Source organism: Brevibacillus invocatus, assembly GCF_003710915.1.
GTDB classification, from domain to species: domain Bacteria; phylum Bacillota; class Bacilli; order Brevibacillales; family Brevibacillaceae; genus Brevibacillus; species Brevibacillus invocatus.
In genome coordinates, this window is the sequence record NZ_RHHR01000035.1 from 1 (window position 1) to 16,615 (window position 16,615).

Here is a 16,615-nt window from a genome sequence, read left to right on the forward strand (position 1 = left end):
TTAGTTTTTAAAAAAGGATAAAGAAGAGATTGGGGCAGTCTGTATATTTTTAAGATGAGCAATTATGAAATTGATTCATTCGGCTATTTTTTCGCCAATGTATTTAAAACCTGTCAAGGTATCTTCGGTCACCAGTCCAAAATCTCGGGCGATCTGACTGCCCAGCTCGGAGGTGACGATGGTCTTCATCATGATCCCGTTGTCTGGGAGCGTGCCTTTGTTTTTCTTTTGGTTCAATACATCGTACAGCAGCAGGGCGCCGATCTGGTTACCCGTGAGCGGCACATAGTCACCTGTCATGTTTTTGACCAGAACCCCGATACGGTCGCCATCCGGGTCAGTACCGATGATCAGATCTGCATGTGCCGCCTTCGCATCGCGGATCGCCAAGGCAAATGCCTGGGGGTCTTCGGGATTGGGGGAGGAGACTGAGGAAAAGTCAGGGTCCGGATCAGCCTGCTCCTGCACAAGTGCGACCTGCTGATAGCCAAAAGCGGCCAGACCCTTGCTGATGGCTTCACCTGTCGTACCGTGAAGCGGTGTAAAAATGATCCGAACATCGTCACGAGCAGACTCAGACAAATGGGTGTGCAGGCGAATACTCTTTACCTGCTCCAGATATGCCTCAAGGACAGAATCGCCAATCGTAGAAAGCATCCCTGTCTGCCGCAATTCCCTTTCGTCTGCGACCTCGATGGCTAGTTCGTCACCGGTTTCCTTGATAAGCGCCATCAGTTTGTCAGCAGTATCGGGGGTGATTTGTGCACCATCGGAGCCATACACCTTGTAGCCGTTGTATGAAGCAGGGTTATGGCTGGCTGTAATGACGATGCCCGCTCTGGCGGCTAGATGGCGCACCGCAAAGGAGAGGATGGGAGTGGGGAATACACGGTCGAAAAGATAGACGCGAATTCCGTGCTTGCCCAGCACTTTGGCCGCTTCTTCTGCAAACAAAGGAGACTTGTGGCGGGAGTCATAAGCGATGACGACCCCCGACTGCCTGGCTTGCTCTCCCTGTGAGAGCAGGTAGCGGGAGAGCGCTTCTGTTGCCTTGCGGATGGTGTAGATATTTATTCGGTTGGTGCCTGGACCCAATTCTCCCCTCATTCCGCCAGTCCCAAAATCGATCGTTCGATAAAAGTGTTCCACGACAAGCGATTCATCTGTTTGAATGGCGTCCAAAGCGGATCGCATTTCCGCGTCAAGAGCCGGGAAGTTCAGCCAGCGTTGATAGGCAGCTCTCCATGTTTCATGCATGTCAAATCTTCCTTTCAAGAATGAATCGATCATGTACCATACTGTTACCTTATTGACAACCTAGAAAATGCGTGCGGCAACAAGGCACAAACGGCTGGCATTCACAATATACAAGTCAGTGATGGCTATTATTCATATTGGGGGGGAGCCGATGAAAACAGCTTTTATCACGGGGATCACCGGTCAGGACGGCGCATATCTGGCTAAATTCCTGCTGGAAAAAGGGTATTGCGTAGTCGGATTGGTTCCCCGTCGGAGCACTGCGAATCTTTGGAGATTGGAGTATCTGCAGATAGCAGATCAGGTGAGATATGAAGATGGGGATTTGCTTGACGTAACCTCGCTGATTCGTGCGATGAAAAGAAGCAAGCCGGATGAAGTGTATCACTTGGCAGCGCAAAGCTTCGTCGGCTCTTCATGGGAACAACCGATCCTGACCGCACAAGCAACGGGGATGGGCGTCCTGCACGTACTGGAAGCGATTCGGGAGACTGACCCTTCCATCCGTATGTACCAGGCCTCTTCCAGTGAGCTTTACGGATTGATTCAGGAGCCCCAGCAATCGGAACAGACGCCTTTTTACCCCAGAAGTCCGTATGCTGTGTCCAAATTGTTCGGCTACTGGATGACGAAAAATTACCGGGAGAGCTTTCAGATGTATACCTGCAATGGAATTTTGTTCAATCATGAATCACCACTGCGAGGTCCGGAATTCGTGACGCGCAAAGTGACACAGGCCGTAGCCCAGATTGTGTCAGGAAGGCAGAAGGAACTGCGGCTGGGTAATATTTTTGCGAAGCGGGATTGGGGTTTTGCAGGAGATTTTGTGGAGGCTATGTGGCTGATGCTGCAGCAGGAAGAGCCGGATGACTATGTGATTGCCACCGGAGAAACGACCACGGTGGAGGAAATGTGCAAGGTTGCATTTGATTACGTTGGGCTGAATTATCAGGATTATCTGGTGATTGATCCACAGCTCTACCGACCAGCAGAAGTAGACATTCTATTGGGCAATCCCGCCAAGGCCAAGCAAAAGCTGGGATGGTATCCCAAAACAAAGTGGCAGGATCTCATACACATGATGGTGGAAGCAGATCTGCAACGGAACGGAAAATAACAACACTTGGTAAATAGGCACCTCAAAACGCTGATAAAGCAGGGTATTGGGGTGTTTTGTCTATTGTTTTTTAATAGGGTCACCTATTATGATAAATATACGTGTTATATTCTTTTATGGGCTGTCCTGTTATCGGGCGAATTGTATAAGAAGTAAACAGAAACAGCGGAAAAATGGGTGATTTCCACCTTGTTCGAAGATTGGCACAATATTTGCTTATTATCAAACCAACAAGGATTCCAACACATAGAAAAAGGAGACTTGTTATGAATGCGGTAGTCAACGTATACCGGGGGGAACAGGTAGAGAGCTCTCATCTCGGTCACATCGCAGTAGTCGATCAACACGGGACCTTGCTCTATTCTTACGGTGATCCGCAGCGACTTACCTTTGCCCGGTCCAGCATGAAACCCTTGCAGGCGATCCCGATCGTGGAAACAGGAACAGCAGATCGGTACCAGTTGGAACCGGCCGATTTATCTCTTTGCTGCGCTTCGCATAGTGGAGAGCCTCGTCATCGCCAGCGTGCACTGGGCATGCTTGAGCGAGCAGGACAGCTCGAAGCAACGCTGCAATGCGGCACCCATGTGCCAAGGCATGAGGACAGCTACAAGGAGCTGATACTTGCAGGGAAGCAGCTGACCCCTGTGTACAGCAACTGCTCGGGCAAGCACGCTGGAATGATCGCGACAGCCACTCATATGGGAGAGGACGTAGCGACATATCTTCTGCCGGATCATCCCGTCCAGCAGCGGATCATGGATGTTGTGGAAGACATTACGGGATATCCGAAAGAGAAGATTCAGTTGGGAACGGACGGCTGCGGCGTACCTGTACATCGCTTGCCGCTTGCCAACTACGCCTGGGCATTCGCGAAGCTGGCCAAGCCGGAAGCGATCTCCAATCCCGTTCGCCGGGATGCGGCGAAAAGAGTCGTAGAGGCGATGATTGCCCATCCGGAAATGGTCGGAGGAGAAAATCGCTACTGCACTGACCTCATGACAGCGTACAAGGGCAGGATCGTCGGAAAAGCAGGTGCAGAATCCGTCTACTGCCTGGGAGACCGCGAACGGGGAATTGGCATAGCGGTCAAAATCGAGGATGGCGGAGCGCGCGCAATCAACCCGGTGGTCAACGAAGTTCTTCGTCAGCTGGGAATCGATCTGGATGGCGCTTGGAAAGAGCTTCATGCTTACACCAATCCGCCTATTACCAACATGAGTGGTACCGTTGTCGGTCGTATTGAGACGACCTTCCAGCTGAAGCCGGAGAATGTTTCAATCTGTTAATAAATGGCCGATCTTGAAGAAAAGCCATTTGTTATATGTGTTTTTTCAGAATAAAGGGGGTACATGCATGAACATGAAAAAAGGATGGAAAGTGCTGAGCACGGCAGCCCTGCTGGCTGTTCTGGTCGTGACAGGCTGCAGTCAAACAGCGGCTCCAGCGCCACAGGATTCGGGAGCTGGGACGGGCACAGGTCAACAACAGGAGACGGCACCTGCTGGACAAGCTGACATGACCGCAAAGCTGCGTCTCAACCTAAAGACAGAGCCACCTTCTTTGGATCCGCCGAAAGGCTTTGACAGTACGTCCAATGAAGTGCTGAACGCTACGATGGAGGGTCTGGCTCGCCTGGACCAAAACCACGTACCTCAGCCCGCAATGGCTGAGAAGTGGTCGATCAGTGAAGACGGCAAAACGTACACCTTCACCCTGCGCGATACAAAATGGTCCAACGGAGATCCTGTGACCGCGCACGACTTCGAGTTTGCATTCAAACGCATTCTCGATCCGAACAATGCGTTCCCCTCTGCTTTCCTTGCTTATTACATCGATGGAGCTGAGGCTTACAACAAAGGGGAAGGGAATGCGGACGGCGTCAAAGTAAAGGCAGTCGATGACAAGACCTTCGAAGTGCAGCTCAAGGCGCCAGCCGGCTATTTCTTGCATATCATCACGCAGCCAACCTTCTTCCCTGTCAATAAAAAGGTCGTGGAGAGCAATCCGAAATGGGCGGAGAACGCCTCTTCCATCGTGACCAACGGACCGTTCAAAATGGAAGATTGGGTCCATGACCAATCCGTCAAAGTGGTCAAGCATGACGGCTATTGGGACAAGGATTCCGTGAAGTACGCGGGCATTGACTGGGTGATGGTCAATGATGAAAACACGCAGTACCAAATGTACAAGACCGGAGAACTGGACATGATCCAGACCGTTCCGATCGACCTCAAGCAAAAGCTGATTGATTCAGGCGAAGCAAAAGTAGAACCGGAAGCAGCCATCTACTACTATCGTATGAACACCACGATGCCTCCGTTTACCAACGTCAATATCCGCAAAGCTTTTGCCTTGGCTCTCGACCGTCAACTGCTGATCGATAACGTGGTGCAAGGAAAACAGCTTCCTGCTATGGCACACGTGCCAGTCGGCTTCCCAGAGCCAGACGGAACCGATTTCCGTCAAAAAGGCGGAGATTTCTTCAAGGACAATGACGTGGAGCAAGCCAAAGAGTTGTTGAAAAAAGGAATGGAAGAAGAGGGCTGGACTACTCTGCCAACCGTCACCATGACCTTCAATACCAGTGATACCCACAAGGCCATCGCTCAGGTGGTTCAGGAAATGTACAAGAAAAACCTCGGCGTGGAAGTAAAACTGGAAAACAAGGAATGGAACGTCTTCCTTGCTGAGCAGCGCGCTCGTCAGCTGCAGTTCTCTCGCTCCACAATCCCTGCGGATTACGGTGATCCAATCAATTACCTGGAGCTGTTCGTGACCGATCACCCAGGAAACCGCATCAACTACAGCAATAAAGATTACGATGCACTCGTAGAAAAAATCCGCAACACAGCCGATGAAAAAGAGCGCTTTGCTCTGATGCATGAAGCGGAAGCCATGTTCATGAACGACATGCCGCTCGTTCCGATCTACTTCAATACCAAGGTGTTCATGGATCAGCCGAACATCAAGGGAATTCTGCGCCATCCTGTAGGTACGATTGACTATAAATGGGCAGAAATTGAGAAGAAATAGTAAAATACTTGAAGACAAGGGCTAGCTCGGTTTGCCCTTGTCTTCACTTTACCTTTTGGAGCGAATGGAATGGAGAAAAAAACAGTTACCTTTATCGCAAAGATGGATGAATTCCTGCATTCTGCGGTCAGCCAGTGCGTGGAGCTAGGCGTATCGGATGATTTTCACATCGAAGGCATACGCATGGATCAGCTTGCCTACAGACCGATAGCAGAAGGCTCGCTGGTGGTCCTATCTACCTCGATGATTGAAAGCTTTGTAGAGCCGTACTTGCCACCAGGAACCAAAATGATTGTAGCCAAGCGGATGTTCTCCTATCAAAATTTGCGCGGCATGTTGGAGATTCCCAAAGGCGTTAAGGTACTGTTGGTCAGTGACACGCCAGAAACAGCACAGGACAACATTGATTTGATTCGCGCTGCCGGACTGGATTTCGACCTGTATCCGTACTATCCTGGAGCGGAATATCCGAAAGATATCGAGATCGCCGTAACACCAGGGGAAGCAGAGCATGTGCCACCGCATATCCGCAAAGTCGTCGATATCGGCTTTCGCGTCATCGATCTGACTACCTGGCTTGCGATCTACACGCATTTTGACAACGACAATTTTCAAAAAATGACGATGCGTACGCTGCAGTCCTTATTTTTTATCACGAAGGAACTAAACAACGAAATTCAGCACGCTCATCTGTTGAGCAAATACCTGGAAGCCATCGTCAATGGTATCGAGGATGCCGTGATCGCCTTCGATGAAGAAGAAATCATACGCTTCGTCAATCAGAAGGCCGTCGACTCTCTGAATCTGCATGGAGCCCAGATCGTCGGGGAAAAGTCTCTTGCCTGCCTGCCGTCCGATTTTTACGAGCTGTTCATGGACTGCGGGGAAAATGAGGATATTTTGGTAGATTGGGCGAACAAAACCTACTTTTTTCGCAAGACCCACATTTTCATGGAGGGGCGCTTTCTGGGGAGCTTGCTCTTGTTCCGGCAAGCTGTGGAGATCGAAAAGCTCGAGCACGATTACCGCATGCGCCTCTACAACAAAGGGCTGGTGGCTAAATACCAGTTCGATGACATCTACGGGGAAAGCCCTTCCTTTCAAAAGGTCCTGCAGATTGCCCGCAAGATTGCGAGAAGCAACTCTACTGTACTCCTGCTCGGAGAGACCGGGACAGGAAAGGAATTGCTCGCCCAAGCTATCCACAATGCTTCGCCTCGCCGCCGGGAACCTTTCGTCGGGGTCAACTTTGCCGCCATCTCGGAATCGCTCTTGGAAAGCGAGCTGTTCGGCTACGAAGAAGGTGCATTTACCGGTGCGCGAAAAGGAGGGCATATCGGCTGGTTCGAACTTGCCCACAAAGGGACGATTTTTCTCGATGAGATCGGGGACGCCAGTGGTGCCATCCAAAACCGTCTGCTGCGTGTACTCCAGGAACGGCAGATCATGCGTGTAGGCGGCAACAAGGTCATTCCTACCGATATCCGCGTCATTGCGGCGACCAACCAGGATTTGAAGCAGATGATCGAAGAAGGTACATTTCGTGCGGACCTGTACTTTAGGCTCAACATTCTTCCTATCCATCTTCCGCCCTTGCGTAAGAGGCAGGAGGATATACCATGGCTCGTGGAGCGCTTCATCCGCAGATACGCCTACGATTTGCGCAGACCGCCTTTTACCTTGTCCAAAGAAGCGATGAAAGCGATGCAGGAATACGAGTGGCCAGGCAATATTCGGGAGCTGGAAAATGTGATCGAATATCTGGCTCATGTGGTCGAAGAAGAAGGATACGTCTATCAATTGCCTTTCATGGTAGACCAAGAGAACGGCTCGATCGAACACGATGAATGCGAGGCAGTGTGTGAACAGCTGTATGAAGCGTACAGCCAGCGCGGCTTTTTAGCTGAAATGGTGGCCGTTTTGCAGGAGCTGAAGCAGGAGGGCAGTGGCCGTTACGCTCTCGGAGAGCAGCTCCAGGCACAAGGGATGGAGATTTCCTCACAACAGCTGCGCTATCGCTTGAAGCTTTTACAAAATGATGAATTGATACAGGTAGGAAAAGGAAGACAAGGCAGCAAAATTTCCTCTAAGGGAGAAGAGTTTCTCCGTTATCTAAACCGACGGAATGGAAGGGGAGATCGTCATGAGCTATGACTGGAAGGCGCAGGCACGCCAGCGACAGGATGCTTTTTTGGAGGAGTTGCACACATTTCTAGCAATTAACAGTATCGAGGACATGACCACTGCCGAAGAGGGCAAGCCGTTTGGTCGGGGCGTGGCGCAAGCGCTGGAATACCTGCTGTCTCGTGGGCAGGAAGACGGCTACGAGACCAAGAATCTCGACGGCTATGCCGGAACGATCGAGTACGGTGATGGCGAGGATGATATAGGCGTTCTTGTTCACATTGACGTGGTGACGGTCGGAGAAGGCTGGACGACTCCGCCGTTTGAACCAAGCATCCGGGATGGCAGGATTTATGCCCGTGGTGCTCTTGACGATAAAGGACCTGCGCTGGCTGCTTACTACGCCATGAATATCGTGAAGGACTCGGGCTTGCCACTGTCAAAGCGCGTCCGTTTCATCATCGGGACAGACGAGGAAAGCGGATGGCTGTGCATGCGTCATTTCATGGAAAAGGATTCCCTGCCGCAGATCGGTTTTTCGCCGGATTCCACCTTTCCCATGATTCACGCAGAAAAAGGGCAGATCAATCCGACTCTAACGATTCCGTCTGACGGACAAGCTGAATTTCAGGGTGGATTACAGCTTTTGAGCTTTGTATCGGGAGATCAGGGAAACAGTGTGCCTGAGCTGGCGAAAGCGAGTGTGCGGGCGGATGACTCGACGATCTTAGAGAAGATGCTGACCCAATGGCCTCATTTTTTGGAGGAGCAAGCGACAACAGGTCAGGTTAGCATGGATTCGGCAGGGCATCTTCACCTGTCGTTGAAAGGCAAACCAGCCCACGGCATGGAGCCCCACGTGGGAAAGAATGCGGGGACGACGCTTGCCTGTTTTTTGCAGCAGTTCCCGTTTGAAGGTGCCGCAGCTTCCTACCTTTCCTTGTTAGCGAACATCTTGCATGAGGATTTTTACGCGCAAAATCTCAACCTGGCCTGTGAGGATGGGGTGTCCGGCGCGTTGACGGTAAATGCGGGTATTCTGCGTTACAGTCAGTCGGAAGGCGCAACCGTACGTTTAAATATCCGCTACCCGGCTACCATTTCACGAGAGGAACGGATCCTGCGGTTAGAGGAGAGGGTAGCGGAATTGGGCTGGACGATTTCGGAGCTACGCTCCTCCAAGTCGCATTACGTTCCCAAAGACCATGAAGTCGTGCAAACGCTGTCGCGTGTTTATGAGGAGCAGACAGGTCTGCCAGCCGAGCTGCTTTCTTCTGGCGGGGCGACCTACGCCAAGATGATGCCGTCCGGTGTAGCATTCGGGCCGCTCTTCCCGGGCAAGGAATCAACGGCCCATCAGACGGACGAGTACATCGAGATCGAGGATCTGATGCGTGCGATGGCCATCTATGCCCAATCCATCTATGAACTTGCCAAGTAAACAAGGAGGGCTTCCATGACCAACTATTTAGTGAAACGCGTCCTGATGATGCTGGTGACCCTGTGGATCATCGTGACGCTGACATTTTCTTTGATGCATGCCATCCCTGGCAACCCGTTTGCTTCTGAATCCGATCAGCTGCCTGAGCAAATCCTCGCCAATTTGCGTGCCAAATACCATTTGGACGAGCCGTTGCCCGTACAGTACCTGATGTATCTGAAAAACCTGGTCTTCCTCGACCTCGGCCCATCGATCAAGTCCGATTCCCGCAGTGTGAATGACATGATCGCGGACGGATTCGGAGCTTCGGCCTGGTTGGGCGGACAAGCGATATCCATCGCAGTGGTATTCGGTATTCTGTTTGGCATTATTGCGGCACTGAACCGCAATCGGACGCTGGATTACGTCGCTATGGCCTTGGCCGTATTGGGAGTAGCCGTTCCCAGCTTTATCATGGCGCCGCTATTGATCAACTTTCTGGCCATTAAGTTTCCTCTTTTTCCTGTTGCTACCTGGGGGACTTGGATGCACACAGTCTTGCCTTCCCTTGCTTTGGCATTTGGACCGATCGCAATCATCACGCGCTATATGCGTGCGAGCATGATCGAAGTGATGAATCAGAACTACATCCGCACCGCCGAAGCCAAAGGAATTCCTACTGTTCTCATCGTGATCAAGCACGGTATTCGCAATGCGATCCTGCCTGTCATCACATTTTTGGGGCCTTTGATCGCATCTTTGATTACTGGAACCTTCGTGGTGGAGAAGATCTTTGCCATTCCAGGGATCGGAAAGTACTTTGTCGATGGCATTTTCAATCGGGATTACCCAGTCATTTTGGGGACGACTATTTTCTACAGTGCGATCTTGATTGTGACGATCTTTTTGATCGACATCGCGTACAGTCTGATTGATCCGCGGATCAGGCTCACCAAGAAGGAGGGATAAGTGTGGCGACAGAGGAAAGAATCGACCCGCTATTTCGCCCGTTGACCAAAGATGTGCAGGCCGTAGGCATCACCAGGCCCAGTCTTAGCAATTGGCAGCAAGTGGTCAGAAAATTGGTAAAGAATAAATTGGCGATGCTAGGGTTCTTTATTATCCTGTTTCTCGTCGTGATGGCCATCATCGGACCTTCGCTGGTACCCTATAGCCATTCCGACCAAAGCCTGCTGGATCGTAATAAGGAATTATCGGCAGAGCATTGGTTCGGTACGGATGAGCTCGGGCGCGACATGTTCGCCCGCACTTGGTTTGGGGCCAGGATCTCCCTGACGATCGGCGTAGTGGCGGCACTGATCGATTTGGTTATCGGCGTAACGGTAGGTGGAATCGCCGGATACATGGCGGGAAGAGGGAAAAAAGGAGACCGCATCGACAACATCATCATGAGGATCATTGAGATTTTGTACGGATTGCCGTATCTCTTGGTGGTCATTCTGTTGATGGTCGTGATGGAACCGGGCATTCTGACCATTATTATCGCCTTGTCCGCGACGGGCTGGGTAGGAATGGCACGTCTCGTTCGCGGTCAAATCCTGCAACTGAAAAACCAGGAGTTCATCATGGCGGCACAGGTGCTCGGGGCGAAGTTTTCCCGTATCCTGCTGAAGCACTTGATCCCCAATACGTTTGGGGTGATCATTGTCAACCTGACCTTTACGATCCCGTCTGCGATCTTCGCCGAATCTTTCCTCAGCTTTTTGGGGCTGGGTGTACAAGCGCCTGATGCCAGCTGGGGAACGATGACGAATGATGCCATGGGTGTGATCCTGACCGGTGACTGGTGGAGACTCTTCTTCCCGGGACTGATGATTTCGCTGACGATGTTTGCGTTCAACGTTTTTGGTGACGGCTTGCAAGACGCACTAGACCCACGTCTGCGGGATTAGAGAGAAGGGAGGATGACAAGATGAATCAGCATCTGCTTACCATAGACAACTTGAAGGTGAATTTTAAGACGTATGGCGGAGAAGTGCAGGCGGTACGCGGCGTATCGTTTCATGTCGACAAGGGGGAGACAGTCGCGATCGTCGGTGAGAGCGGCTGCGGCAAAAGTGTAACAGCACAGGCGATCATGGGCCTGATCCCGAATCCTCCTGGTCGCATTGTCGGCGGCAAGGTCGTATTCGAAGGGACAGAAATCAGCAGCCTGCCCAAGAAAGAGCTGCTGGGGATTCGTGGAACACAGATCGGAATGGTCTTTCAGGACCCGATGACTGCCTTGAACCCGACGATGAAGGTTGGCGCCCAGATCGTAGAAGGATTTGTCCGCAGTCAAAAAGTATCTCGGGAAGAAGCGCGCAAACGGGCTATCGAGATGCTGCGACTCGTCGGCATCCCCGACCCGGAGCAGCGCGTCGATCAGTACCCGCATCAGTTCAGCGGAGGCATGCGTCAGCGCGTCGTGATTGCCATTGCGCTCGCCTGTGATCCCAAGCTGGTGATTGCCGATGAGCCGACAACTGCCTTGGATGTGACGATCCAGGCGCAAATCCTGGACTTGCTGAAGAGACTCCAGGAAGAGCAGCAGCTTTCCGTTGTGATCATCACGCATGACCTGGGCGTCGTGGCAGAGATCGCACACCGGATGGTTGTGATGTACGCAGGAATGGTGGTCGAGACGGGAACGGTAGAGGATGTCTTCGCCAATCCGAAGCATCCCTATACGTGGGGCTTGATGCGCTCATTGCCGCGCCTTGATGAGGAGGAAAAGCAACGGCTGGTCCCGATCGAGGGTACCCCTCCAGATTTGTTCAACCCGCCAGTCGGCTGCGCTTTTGCAGCACGCTGCGATTTCGCGATGGAAATCTGCAAGCAGCAAATGCCTCCGACTACTTCGTTTGGTCAAGGGCACGAAGCAGCGTGCTGGCTCCATGACGAACGGGCGCCGCGCATCGAAGAATTGGTGGCAGCAGGGAGGCAGGCATAATGAGTGAAACATTGTTGGAAGTGCGTGATTTGAAAAAATACTTTTCGATTGCGGCCGATTTCGAACTGAAGGCGGTAGACGGCGTCTCTTTTTCCATAAAAAAGGGTGAGACGTTGGGCTTGGTAGGGGAGAGTGGCTGCGGCAAATCCACTCTTGGGCGCACGATTATCCGCCTGTACGAAAATACGGACGGTGAAGTGTTGTTCAAGGGGAAGAATGTCCATCAGCTTCGGGGAAAAGAAATCAACCAATTCAATCGCGATGTGCAAATGATCTTCCAGGACCCGCAGGCAAGTCTCAATCCGCGGATGACAGTCGAAGATATTGTGGCAGAGGGGTTGGATATCCACGGCCTGGGTCGGGGGAAGCGGCGGGAGCGGGTCGCGGAGCTCTTGCAGCTGGTAGGACTGCACAAAGATCATGCGCAGCGGTATCCACACGAATTTAGTGGTGGACAGCGCCAGCGGATCGGGATCGCTCGGGCTCTGGCTGTTGAGCCCGAGTTCATTATCGCCGATGAGCCGATTTCCGCGCTGGACGTATCGATTCAGGCTCAGGTAGTCAATCTGCTGGAGGACTTGCAGCAGGAGAGAGGACTTACCTATCTGTTTATTGCCCATGACCTCTCGATGGTCAAGCACATCTCCAACCGAATTGGCGTGATGTATCTGGGGAAAATGGTAGAACTGGCGCCAAGCGGCGAGCTGTACAAAGAGCCGCTTCACCCGTATACCCAGGCGCTGCTTTCATCAGTGCCAGTGCCTGATCCGACGATCAAGAGAGAACGGATCGTCTTGCAAGGCGACTTGCCCAGCCCGGCCAACAAACCGAGCGGATGCGGATTTCGTACCCGATGTCAGGCAGCGACAGAGCGCTGCGCTGTGGAAGAGCCGGTCTGGAAGGAAGCCATGCCTGGGCACTGGGTAGCCTGCCACCTGCTGGATACCTAGATTTCTATTTTAGATAGTAGGTGATCGTGAGACCGATTGAGAATAAGGCTAGTGACAGGCCTGCTTCGATCAAAAGGGACGTTCCTCTTTGGAAGAACGTCTCTTTTTTTGATTGAAAGGAAGGATCATCCGTCTGATATAGATCCTCGTCGAGCACGCGTGGCTTGCGGAAGAACATTTGCTTGAGCTGGCGGAAGCCTGCGGCAAACACGCTGAAAAAGCCGGAGCGGACGACAGCTGCCAGACCGCCTGCGATCAACAGGAAGAGACTGAACAGAAAGCTTTGATTAATCACAGTCAGCAGGGTAGCAGAGGAAGCAGTTACGCCTACTCCGAGACAACCAAGTATGGTTATGGCCGACCAGTAGGGGAATCTCTTTTTCACGAAAACAGACACATCCTTATCGATAGGGCTGAGCAGACTAATCCCAATGCTTGGCAGGTTGACTGGATCAGGCGTTCACATCCCGCCATAGGGAGGATGAAGGGCTCTCGGGAGAGCTGCTCCAGCATAATCGATTCTTCCCAGGAAAGGGCATGTCCATGCTCTGCAACTGCAACGAGAACCTCCAATTGAAACAAGGTCAACCGGGTGCTCCTTCCATGAAGAAATGTTCATGCTAAGCATGTAAAGCCTTCATTTTACAGAAAATTCTATTGGTTTTATGATAGAGAACAAGTGCTGAAAAAAAGGAGTGGTAAAAATATGAATCGGTTACCTGTGTACCATGTGGACGCTTTTACGAGTGAAGCTTTTGCTGGCAATCCAGCAGGGGTGATTCCGGATGCCACTACATTGACTGTACAGCAAATGCAGAAAATTGCCAATGAGTTGAACCTTCCAGAGTCCGCTTTTCTGATACCAAGTAGTCATCCGGATGCCGATTTTCGCATTCGCTATTTTTCACCGACGACTGAAATCCCATTCTGCGGGCATGCGACAGTAGCTTCCACCTGGATATTGGCTACAGAGTACGGATGGCTGGAAAAAGCGGAACGCATCGTGTTCGAGACCAATGTAGGACTCATTCCTGTTTCGTTGGAGACGAAAGGGGGCAGGCTGGAGCAGGTAACCATGACACAGATTAGTCCGAGTGCAAGGGAGATTGATGTGAATCCCACAGATGTAGCGATAGCGATACTGGTCGGCATACAGCCGCAGGATCTGGATGATCGCTATCCGATGAAGCTGGCGTCTACAGGCAGTATGCACCTATTGGTTCCTGTTCGTACACAGCAGGCCATTGATCAGGCACAGCCGATTTTGGCTGAATTAGCTGAATTAAACAGCAAGCACAGTATCACAACGACTCATCTTTTCACCTGGGATGCTCCGGAAGGATACACGTTGTACACTCGTGATCCGAGTAGCGGGCAAGGCTCATGTCACGATCGCGGGACAGCTTCTTCTCGGATGACGAAAGGGGGAGACAGACTTGGTGATAGAGGGGCTAGAAAAGTGCATTCAGGAGAGGACAGACCAGTATTTGCAGAAATTGTTCACGCTGCTGCGGCAACCGAGCATCAGTCCTCGAAATGAAGGGGTGAGGGAGTGCGCAGAGCTGCTTCAAACCCTTATGGAAGAGAGCGGCATTTCCACTAGCTTGATCGAAACGCCAGGGGCTCCTGTTGTGTATGGAGAGGTGATGCGGGACCCTGAGGCCTTTACCCTGCTCATCTATGGTCACTATGATGTGCAGCCTCCGGAGCCATTGGAAGAATGGGTATCTCCGCCATTCGAGCCTACGATTCGGGACGGGAGAATTTATTGTCGCGGAGTTGGTGACAACAAAGGGCAGCTGATGGCACAGGTGCTGGCGATCAAGACGTATCTCGACGTTGTCGGGGAACTGCCGATCAATGTGAAATTTGTGTTTGACGGGGAAGAGGAAAGCGGAAGTGAGCATCTCGATTCCTTTGTTGCGCAGCATGCAACCAAATTGGCATGCGATCTCGTCTATACGTCTGACGGCCCCATGCATGCAAGCGGGCGACCATCCGTGGAATTGGGGGTCAGGGGCATCCTGGGCATCGAGATGACAGTTACTGGAGCGAAGTGGGACCATCACTCCGGCAATATGGGGAATGTCGTGCCCAATCCTGCATGGAAGCTGATCGATTTATTACGGACGATGCGGGATGAAACGGGGAAAGTCCTGATTGAGGGCTTCTACGATCGCATTCGGGAGCCATCCGTACGCGAGCGGGAGCTTTTGCAGCTCATGCCGTTTGATTCCGAGCAGGTTCAGACACAGCTCGGACTCAGCGATTTGCAGATGGACGGGGAAACCTATTACCGAAAGCTGGCGATGGAGCCAACGTTCAATATATGTGGCTTTCATAGCGGGTATGGGGGAGAGGGCCTGAATGATGAAGCCAATCACGCTCCGAACGAGAATATGGTGACAGAGCTCTTTTTCAACGGGATTCTGTGCACTTGCCACGTCGTTTATAGGCTTGGTGAATTTTCCGCCATAAAAGCATAGAGCAACGAATCCAGACAAGCCCCCTCTTCGCCGACAGGTTCGGTTGGATAAGGGGGTGCTTGTTTGTGTCGTCCCATGTTCAATACGGCTGCCAACGCAGCTTGCGCGCTTGTTGAAAGCGCTCTTCCACATAGGGCCAGTTGACGAGCTTCCACCACGCCTCGATATAGTCGGGTCGATTTTCTTTATACTTGAGAAAATACGAGTGTTCCCAGACGTCTAGCGGCAAAAGGGGAATGACATCCCATTGTGACAGGTTCTGATGCTTTTCTGCTGTCAAAATCTCGAGGTGCTGTGAGCGGGGAGACCAGACGAGAATGGCCCAACCAGGACCCTCTACTTTGGCAGCTGCTTGGGTAAATTGCTTTTGAAAAGCTGAATAGGAGCCGAAGTATCGGTTGATGGAGTCCGCCAGATCGCCTGACGGTTCGCCGCCGCCATTCGGGCTCATCGTAGGCCAGAACAGCGTGTGCAAATAATGCCCTGCACCATTGAACGCCAGCTCCCGTTCCCAGTGGCGGATCAGCTCAAAATCATTTTTTTCGCGGGACTCTGCCAGCTTTCGCTCGGCCGTATTGAGGTCGTCTACATATTTTTTGTGCAGCTTCTCGTGATGGATACGCATGGTTTCCGCATCGATGTAGGGCTCCAGGGCGTCGTACGCATACGGCAAGGGCGGCAATGAATGTCGACCGACCGCAACAGGTCTTGCTACTGGGACTCGTTCTGGCTCTCGCGCAGGAGCAGGGGTAGGAGGTGGACCTGTATCGCGAACAGGCTCAGGCTCGAATGCAGGCTGATCCGCAGCTTGTTCCCACACTGCTTCCACGTGCTCCTGTGCCGGAAGATGAGTGATGGGTTGTAGCTCAGCAGCATCCTGGTCATACTGCTGGACCAGACGTAAAAATTGATGAAACTGTTCCTGCACCTTCTCAGCTTGAATAATCAAGGTAGGGAGTTCCACATCTTTGTTAGCCCGATCCATGTGAGAGGCCTTTTTTCCGATTTGGGTGAACGATTCGTCGAATTTGTGCAAATGGCGCTCCAGTTCGCGGTTGAGCGTGCTGTTTTTGCGTAAATTTTCGATCCATTGACGTCCCCACTGACTCCAGTCCATCAGGTTGCGTGTTTGTTGTTCCACTACTGAGTCCCTCCTACAGATGCGCATCTCCTCTTCAACGTATGATAATCGCCTAGAGAAGGTGCGGCTTTCGCGGAGTGCAAGAAATTTCAAGCCCGCATATGGTAGTAGCACAAATGCAGGAAGTGGTA

The 16,615-nt window shown here is 51.9% G+C and carries 15 protein-coding genes; 11 read left to right on the top strand and 4 right to left on the bottom strand.

Features of this window, described 5'->3' with window-relative positions; translation table 11 throughout:
• Window positions 1-75 precede the first annotated feature (75 nt).
• Window positions 76-1,257, bottom strand: coding sequence for a phospho-sugar mutase (locus EDM52_RS17670; RefSeq protein ID WP_122910277.1), 1,182 nt, complete (start codon window positions 1,255-1,257; stop codon window positions 76-78).
• 151 nt (window positions 1,258-1,408) lie between these two features.
• Between EDM52_RS17670 and gmd the strand changes: the two genes are divergently transcribed.
• From gmd to EDM52_RS17715, 9 genes are all read left to right on the top strand, one after another.
• Window positions 1,409-2,374, top strand: coding sequence for a GDP-mannose 4,6-dehydratase (gene gmd / locus EDM52_RS17675; RefSeq protein WP_122910278.1), 966 nt, complete (start codon window positions 1,409-1,411; stop codon window positions 2,372-2,374).
• Between the two features lie 266 nt (window positions 2,375-2,640).
• Window positions 2,641-3,663 (top strand): asparaginase, encoded by a 1,023-nt coding sequence (locus EDM52_RS17680; protein ID WP_122910279.1) that lies wholly within the window; start codon window positions 2,641-2,643, stop codon window positions 3,661-3,663.
• Between the two features lie 67 nt (window positions 3,664-3,730).
• Window positions 3,731-5,410, top strand: a complete 1,680-nt coding sequence (locus EDM52_RS17685) for a peptide ABC transporter substrate-binding protein (protein WP_122910280.1) — start codon at window positions 3,731-3,733, stop codon at window positions 5,408-5,410.
• 69 nt (window positions 5,411-5,479) lie between these two features.
• Window positions 5,480-7,564 carry a sigma-54 interaction domain-containing protein gene (locus EDM52_RS17690; protein ID WP_122910281.1) on the top strand — a complete coding sequence of 695 codons (2,085 nt, stop codon included), beginning with the start codon at window positions 5,480-5,482 and terminating at the stop codon, window positions 7,562-7,564.
• Complete coding sequence (gene pepV, locus EDM52_RS17695) at window positions 7,554-8,975, top strand: dipeptidase PepV (protein ID WP_122910282.1); 1,422 nt, start codon at window positions 7,554-7,556, stop codon at window positions 8,973-8,975. The genes EDM52_RS17690 and pepV overlap by 11 nt, the downstream gene beginning before the upstream one ends.
• A gap of 15 nt (window positions 8,976-8,990) precedes the next feature.
• Window positions 8,991-9,923 carry an ABC transporter permease gene (locus EDM52_RS17700; RefSeq protein ID WP_122910283.1) on the top strand — a complete coding sequence of 311 codons (933 nt, stop codon included), beginning with the start codon at window positions 8,991-8,993 and terminating at the stop codon, window positions 9,921-9,923.
• A gap of 20 nt (window positions 9,924-9,943) precedes the next feature.
• Window positions 9,944-10,867 carry an ABC transporter permease gene (locus EDM52_RS17705; protein ID WP_412850162.1) on the top strand — a complete coding sequence of 308 codons (924 nt, stop codon included), beginning with the start codon at window positions 9,944-9,946 and terminating at the stop codon, window positions 10,865-10,867.
• Window positions 10,868-10,887: 20 nt separating this feature from the next.
• A complete protein-coding gene (locus EDM52_RS17710) occupies window positions 10,888-11,907 on the top strand; it encodes an ABC transporter ATP-binding protein (protein WP_122910285.1) in 1,020 nt (339 codons plus the stop codon).
• Entirely contained in the window at window positions 11,907-12,857 is a 951-nt protein-coding gene (locus EDM52_RS17715) for an ABC transporter ATP-binding protein (RefSeq protein ID WP_122910286.1), read from the top strand. Before EDM52_RS17710 ends, EDM52_RS17715 begins: the two co-directional genes overlap by 1 nt.
• A gap of 4 nt (window positions 12,858-12,861) precedes the next feature.
• On the opposite strand, the gene EDM52_RS17720 is transcribed toward EDM52_RS17715, so the two are convergent.
• Window positions 12,862-13,242 carry a DUF3899 domain-containing protein gene (locus EDM52_RS17720; RefSeq protein WP_122910287.1) on the bottom strand — a complete coding sequence of 127 codons (381 nt, stop codon included), beginning with the start codon at window positions 13,240-13,242 and terminating at the stop codon, window positions 12,862-12,864.
• Window positions 13,239-13,445: a type 2 periplasmic-binding domain-containing protein gene (locus EDM52_RS24380; protein ID WP_148038775.1), complete on the bottom strand. Its 207-nt coding sequence runs from the start codon at window positions 13,443-13,445 to the stop codon at window positions 13,239-13,241. The genes EDM52_RS17720 and EDM52_RS24380 overlap by 4 nt, the downstream gene beginning before the upstream one ends.
• 118 nt (window positions 13,446-13,563) lie before the next feature.
• On the opposite strand from EDM52_RS24380, the gene EDM52_RS17725 reads away from it, so the two are divergent.
• Together EDM52_RS17725 and EDM52_RS17730 are read left to right on the top strand one after the other, a co-directional pair.
• Complete coding sequence (locus EDM52_RS17725) at window positions 13,564-14,397, top strand: PhzF family phenazine biosynthesis protein (protein WP_245997067.1); 834 nt, start codon at window positions 13,564-13,566, stop codon at window positions 14,395-14,397.
• A complete protein-coding gene (locus EDM52_RS17730; RefSeq protein ID WP_245997068.1) occupies window positions 14,297-15,343 on the top strand; it encodes a M20/M25/M40 family metallo-hydrolase in 1,047 nt (348 codons plus the stop codon). Before EDM52_RS17725 ends, EDM52_RS17730 begins: the two co-directional genes overlap by 101 nt.
• Before the next feature lie 79 nt (window positions 15,344-15,422).
• Here the strand turns inward: EDM52_RS17730 and EDM52_RS17735 are convergent, their stop codons facing one another.
• Window positions 15,423-16,484 carry a superoxide dismutase gene (locus EDM52_RS17735; protein WP_122910289.1) on the bottom strand — a complete coding sequence of 354 codons (1,062 nt, stop codon included), beginning with the start codon at window positions 16,482-16,484 and terminating at the stop codon, window positions 15,423-15,425.
• Between the last annotated feature and the right edge of the window lie 131 nt (window positions 16,485-16,615).

Excerpts from the sequence above, each read along its gene's own strand:
- EDM52_RS17725 (WP_245997067.1), top strand. The coding sequence starts at position 13,564 with ATGAATCGGTTACCTGTGTACCATGTGGACGCTTTTACGAGTGAAGCT.
- EDM52_RS17715 (WP_122910286.1), top strand. The coding sequence starts at position 11,907 with ATGAGTGAAACATTGTTGGAAGTGCGTGATTTGAAAAAATACTTTTCG.
- EDM52_RS17685 (WP_122910280.1), top strand. The coding sequence starts at position 3,731 with ATGAACATGAAAAAAGGATGGAAAGTGCTGAGCACGGCAGCCCTGCTG.
- pepV (WP_122910282.1), top strand. The coding sequence starts at position 7,554 with ATGAGCTATGACTGGAAGGCGCAGGCACGCCAGCGACAGGATGCTTTT.
- EDM52_RS17680 (WP_122910279.1), top strand. The coding sequence starts at position 2,641 with ATGAATGCGGTAGTCAACGTATACCGGGGGGAACAGGTAGAGAGCTCT.
- EDM52_RS17710 (WP_122910285.1), top strand. The coding sequence starts at position 10,888 with ATGAATCAGCATCTGCTTACCATAGACAACTTGAAGGTGAATTTTAAG.
- EDM52_RS17670 (WP_122910277.1), bottom strand. The coding sequence starts at position 1,257 with ATGCATGAAACATGGAGAGCTGCCTATCAACGCTGGCTGAACTTCCCG.
- gmd (WP_122910278.1), top strand. The coding sequence starts at position 1,409 with ATGAAAACAGCTTTTATCACGGGGATCACCGGTCAGGACGGCGCATAT.
- EDM52_RS17700 (WP_122910283.1), top strand. The coding sequence starts at position 8,991 with ATGACCAACTATTTAGTGAAACGCGTCCTGATGATGCTGGTGACCCTG.
- EDM52_RS17690 (WP_122910281.1), top strand. The coding sequence starts at position 5,480 with ATGGAGAAAAAAACAGTTACCTTTATCGCAAAGATGGATGAATTCCTG.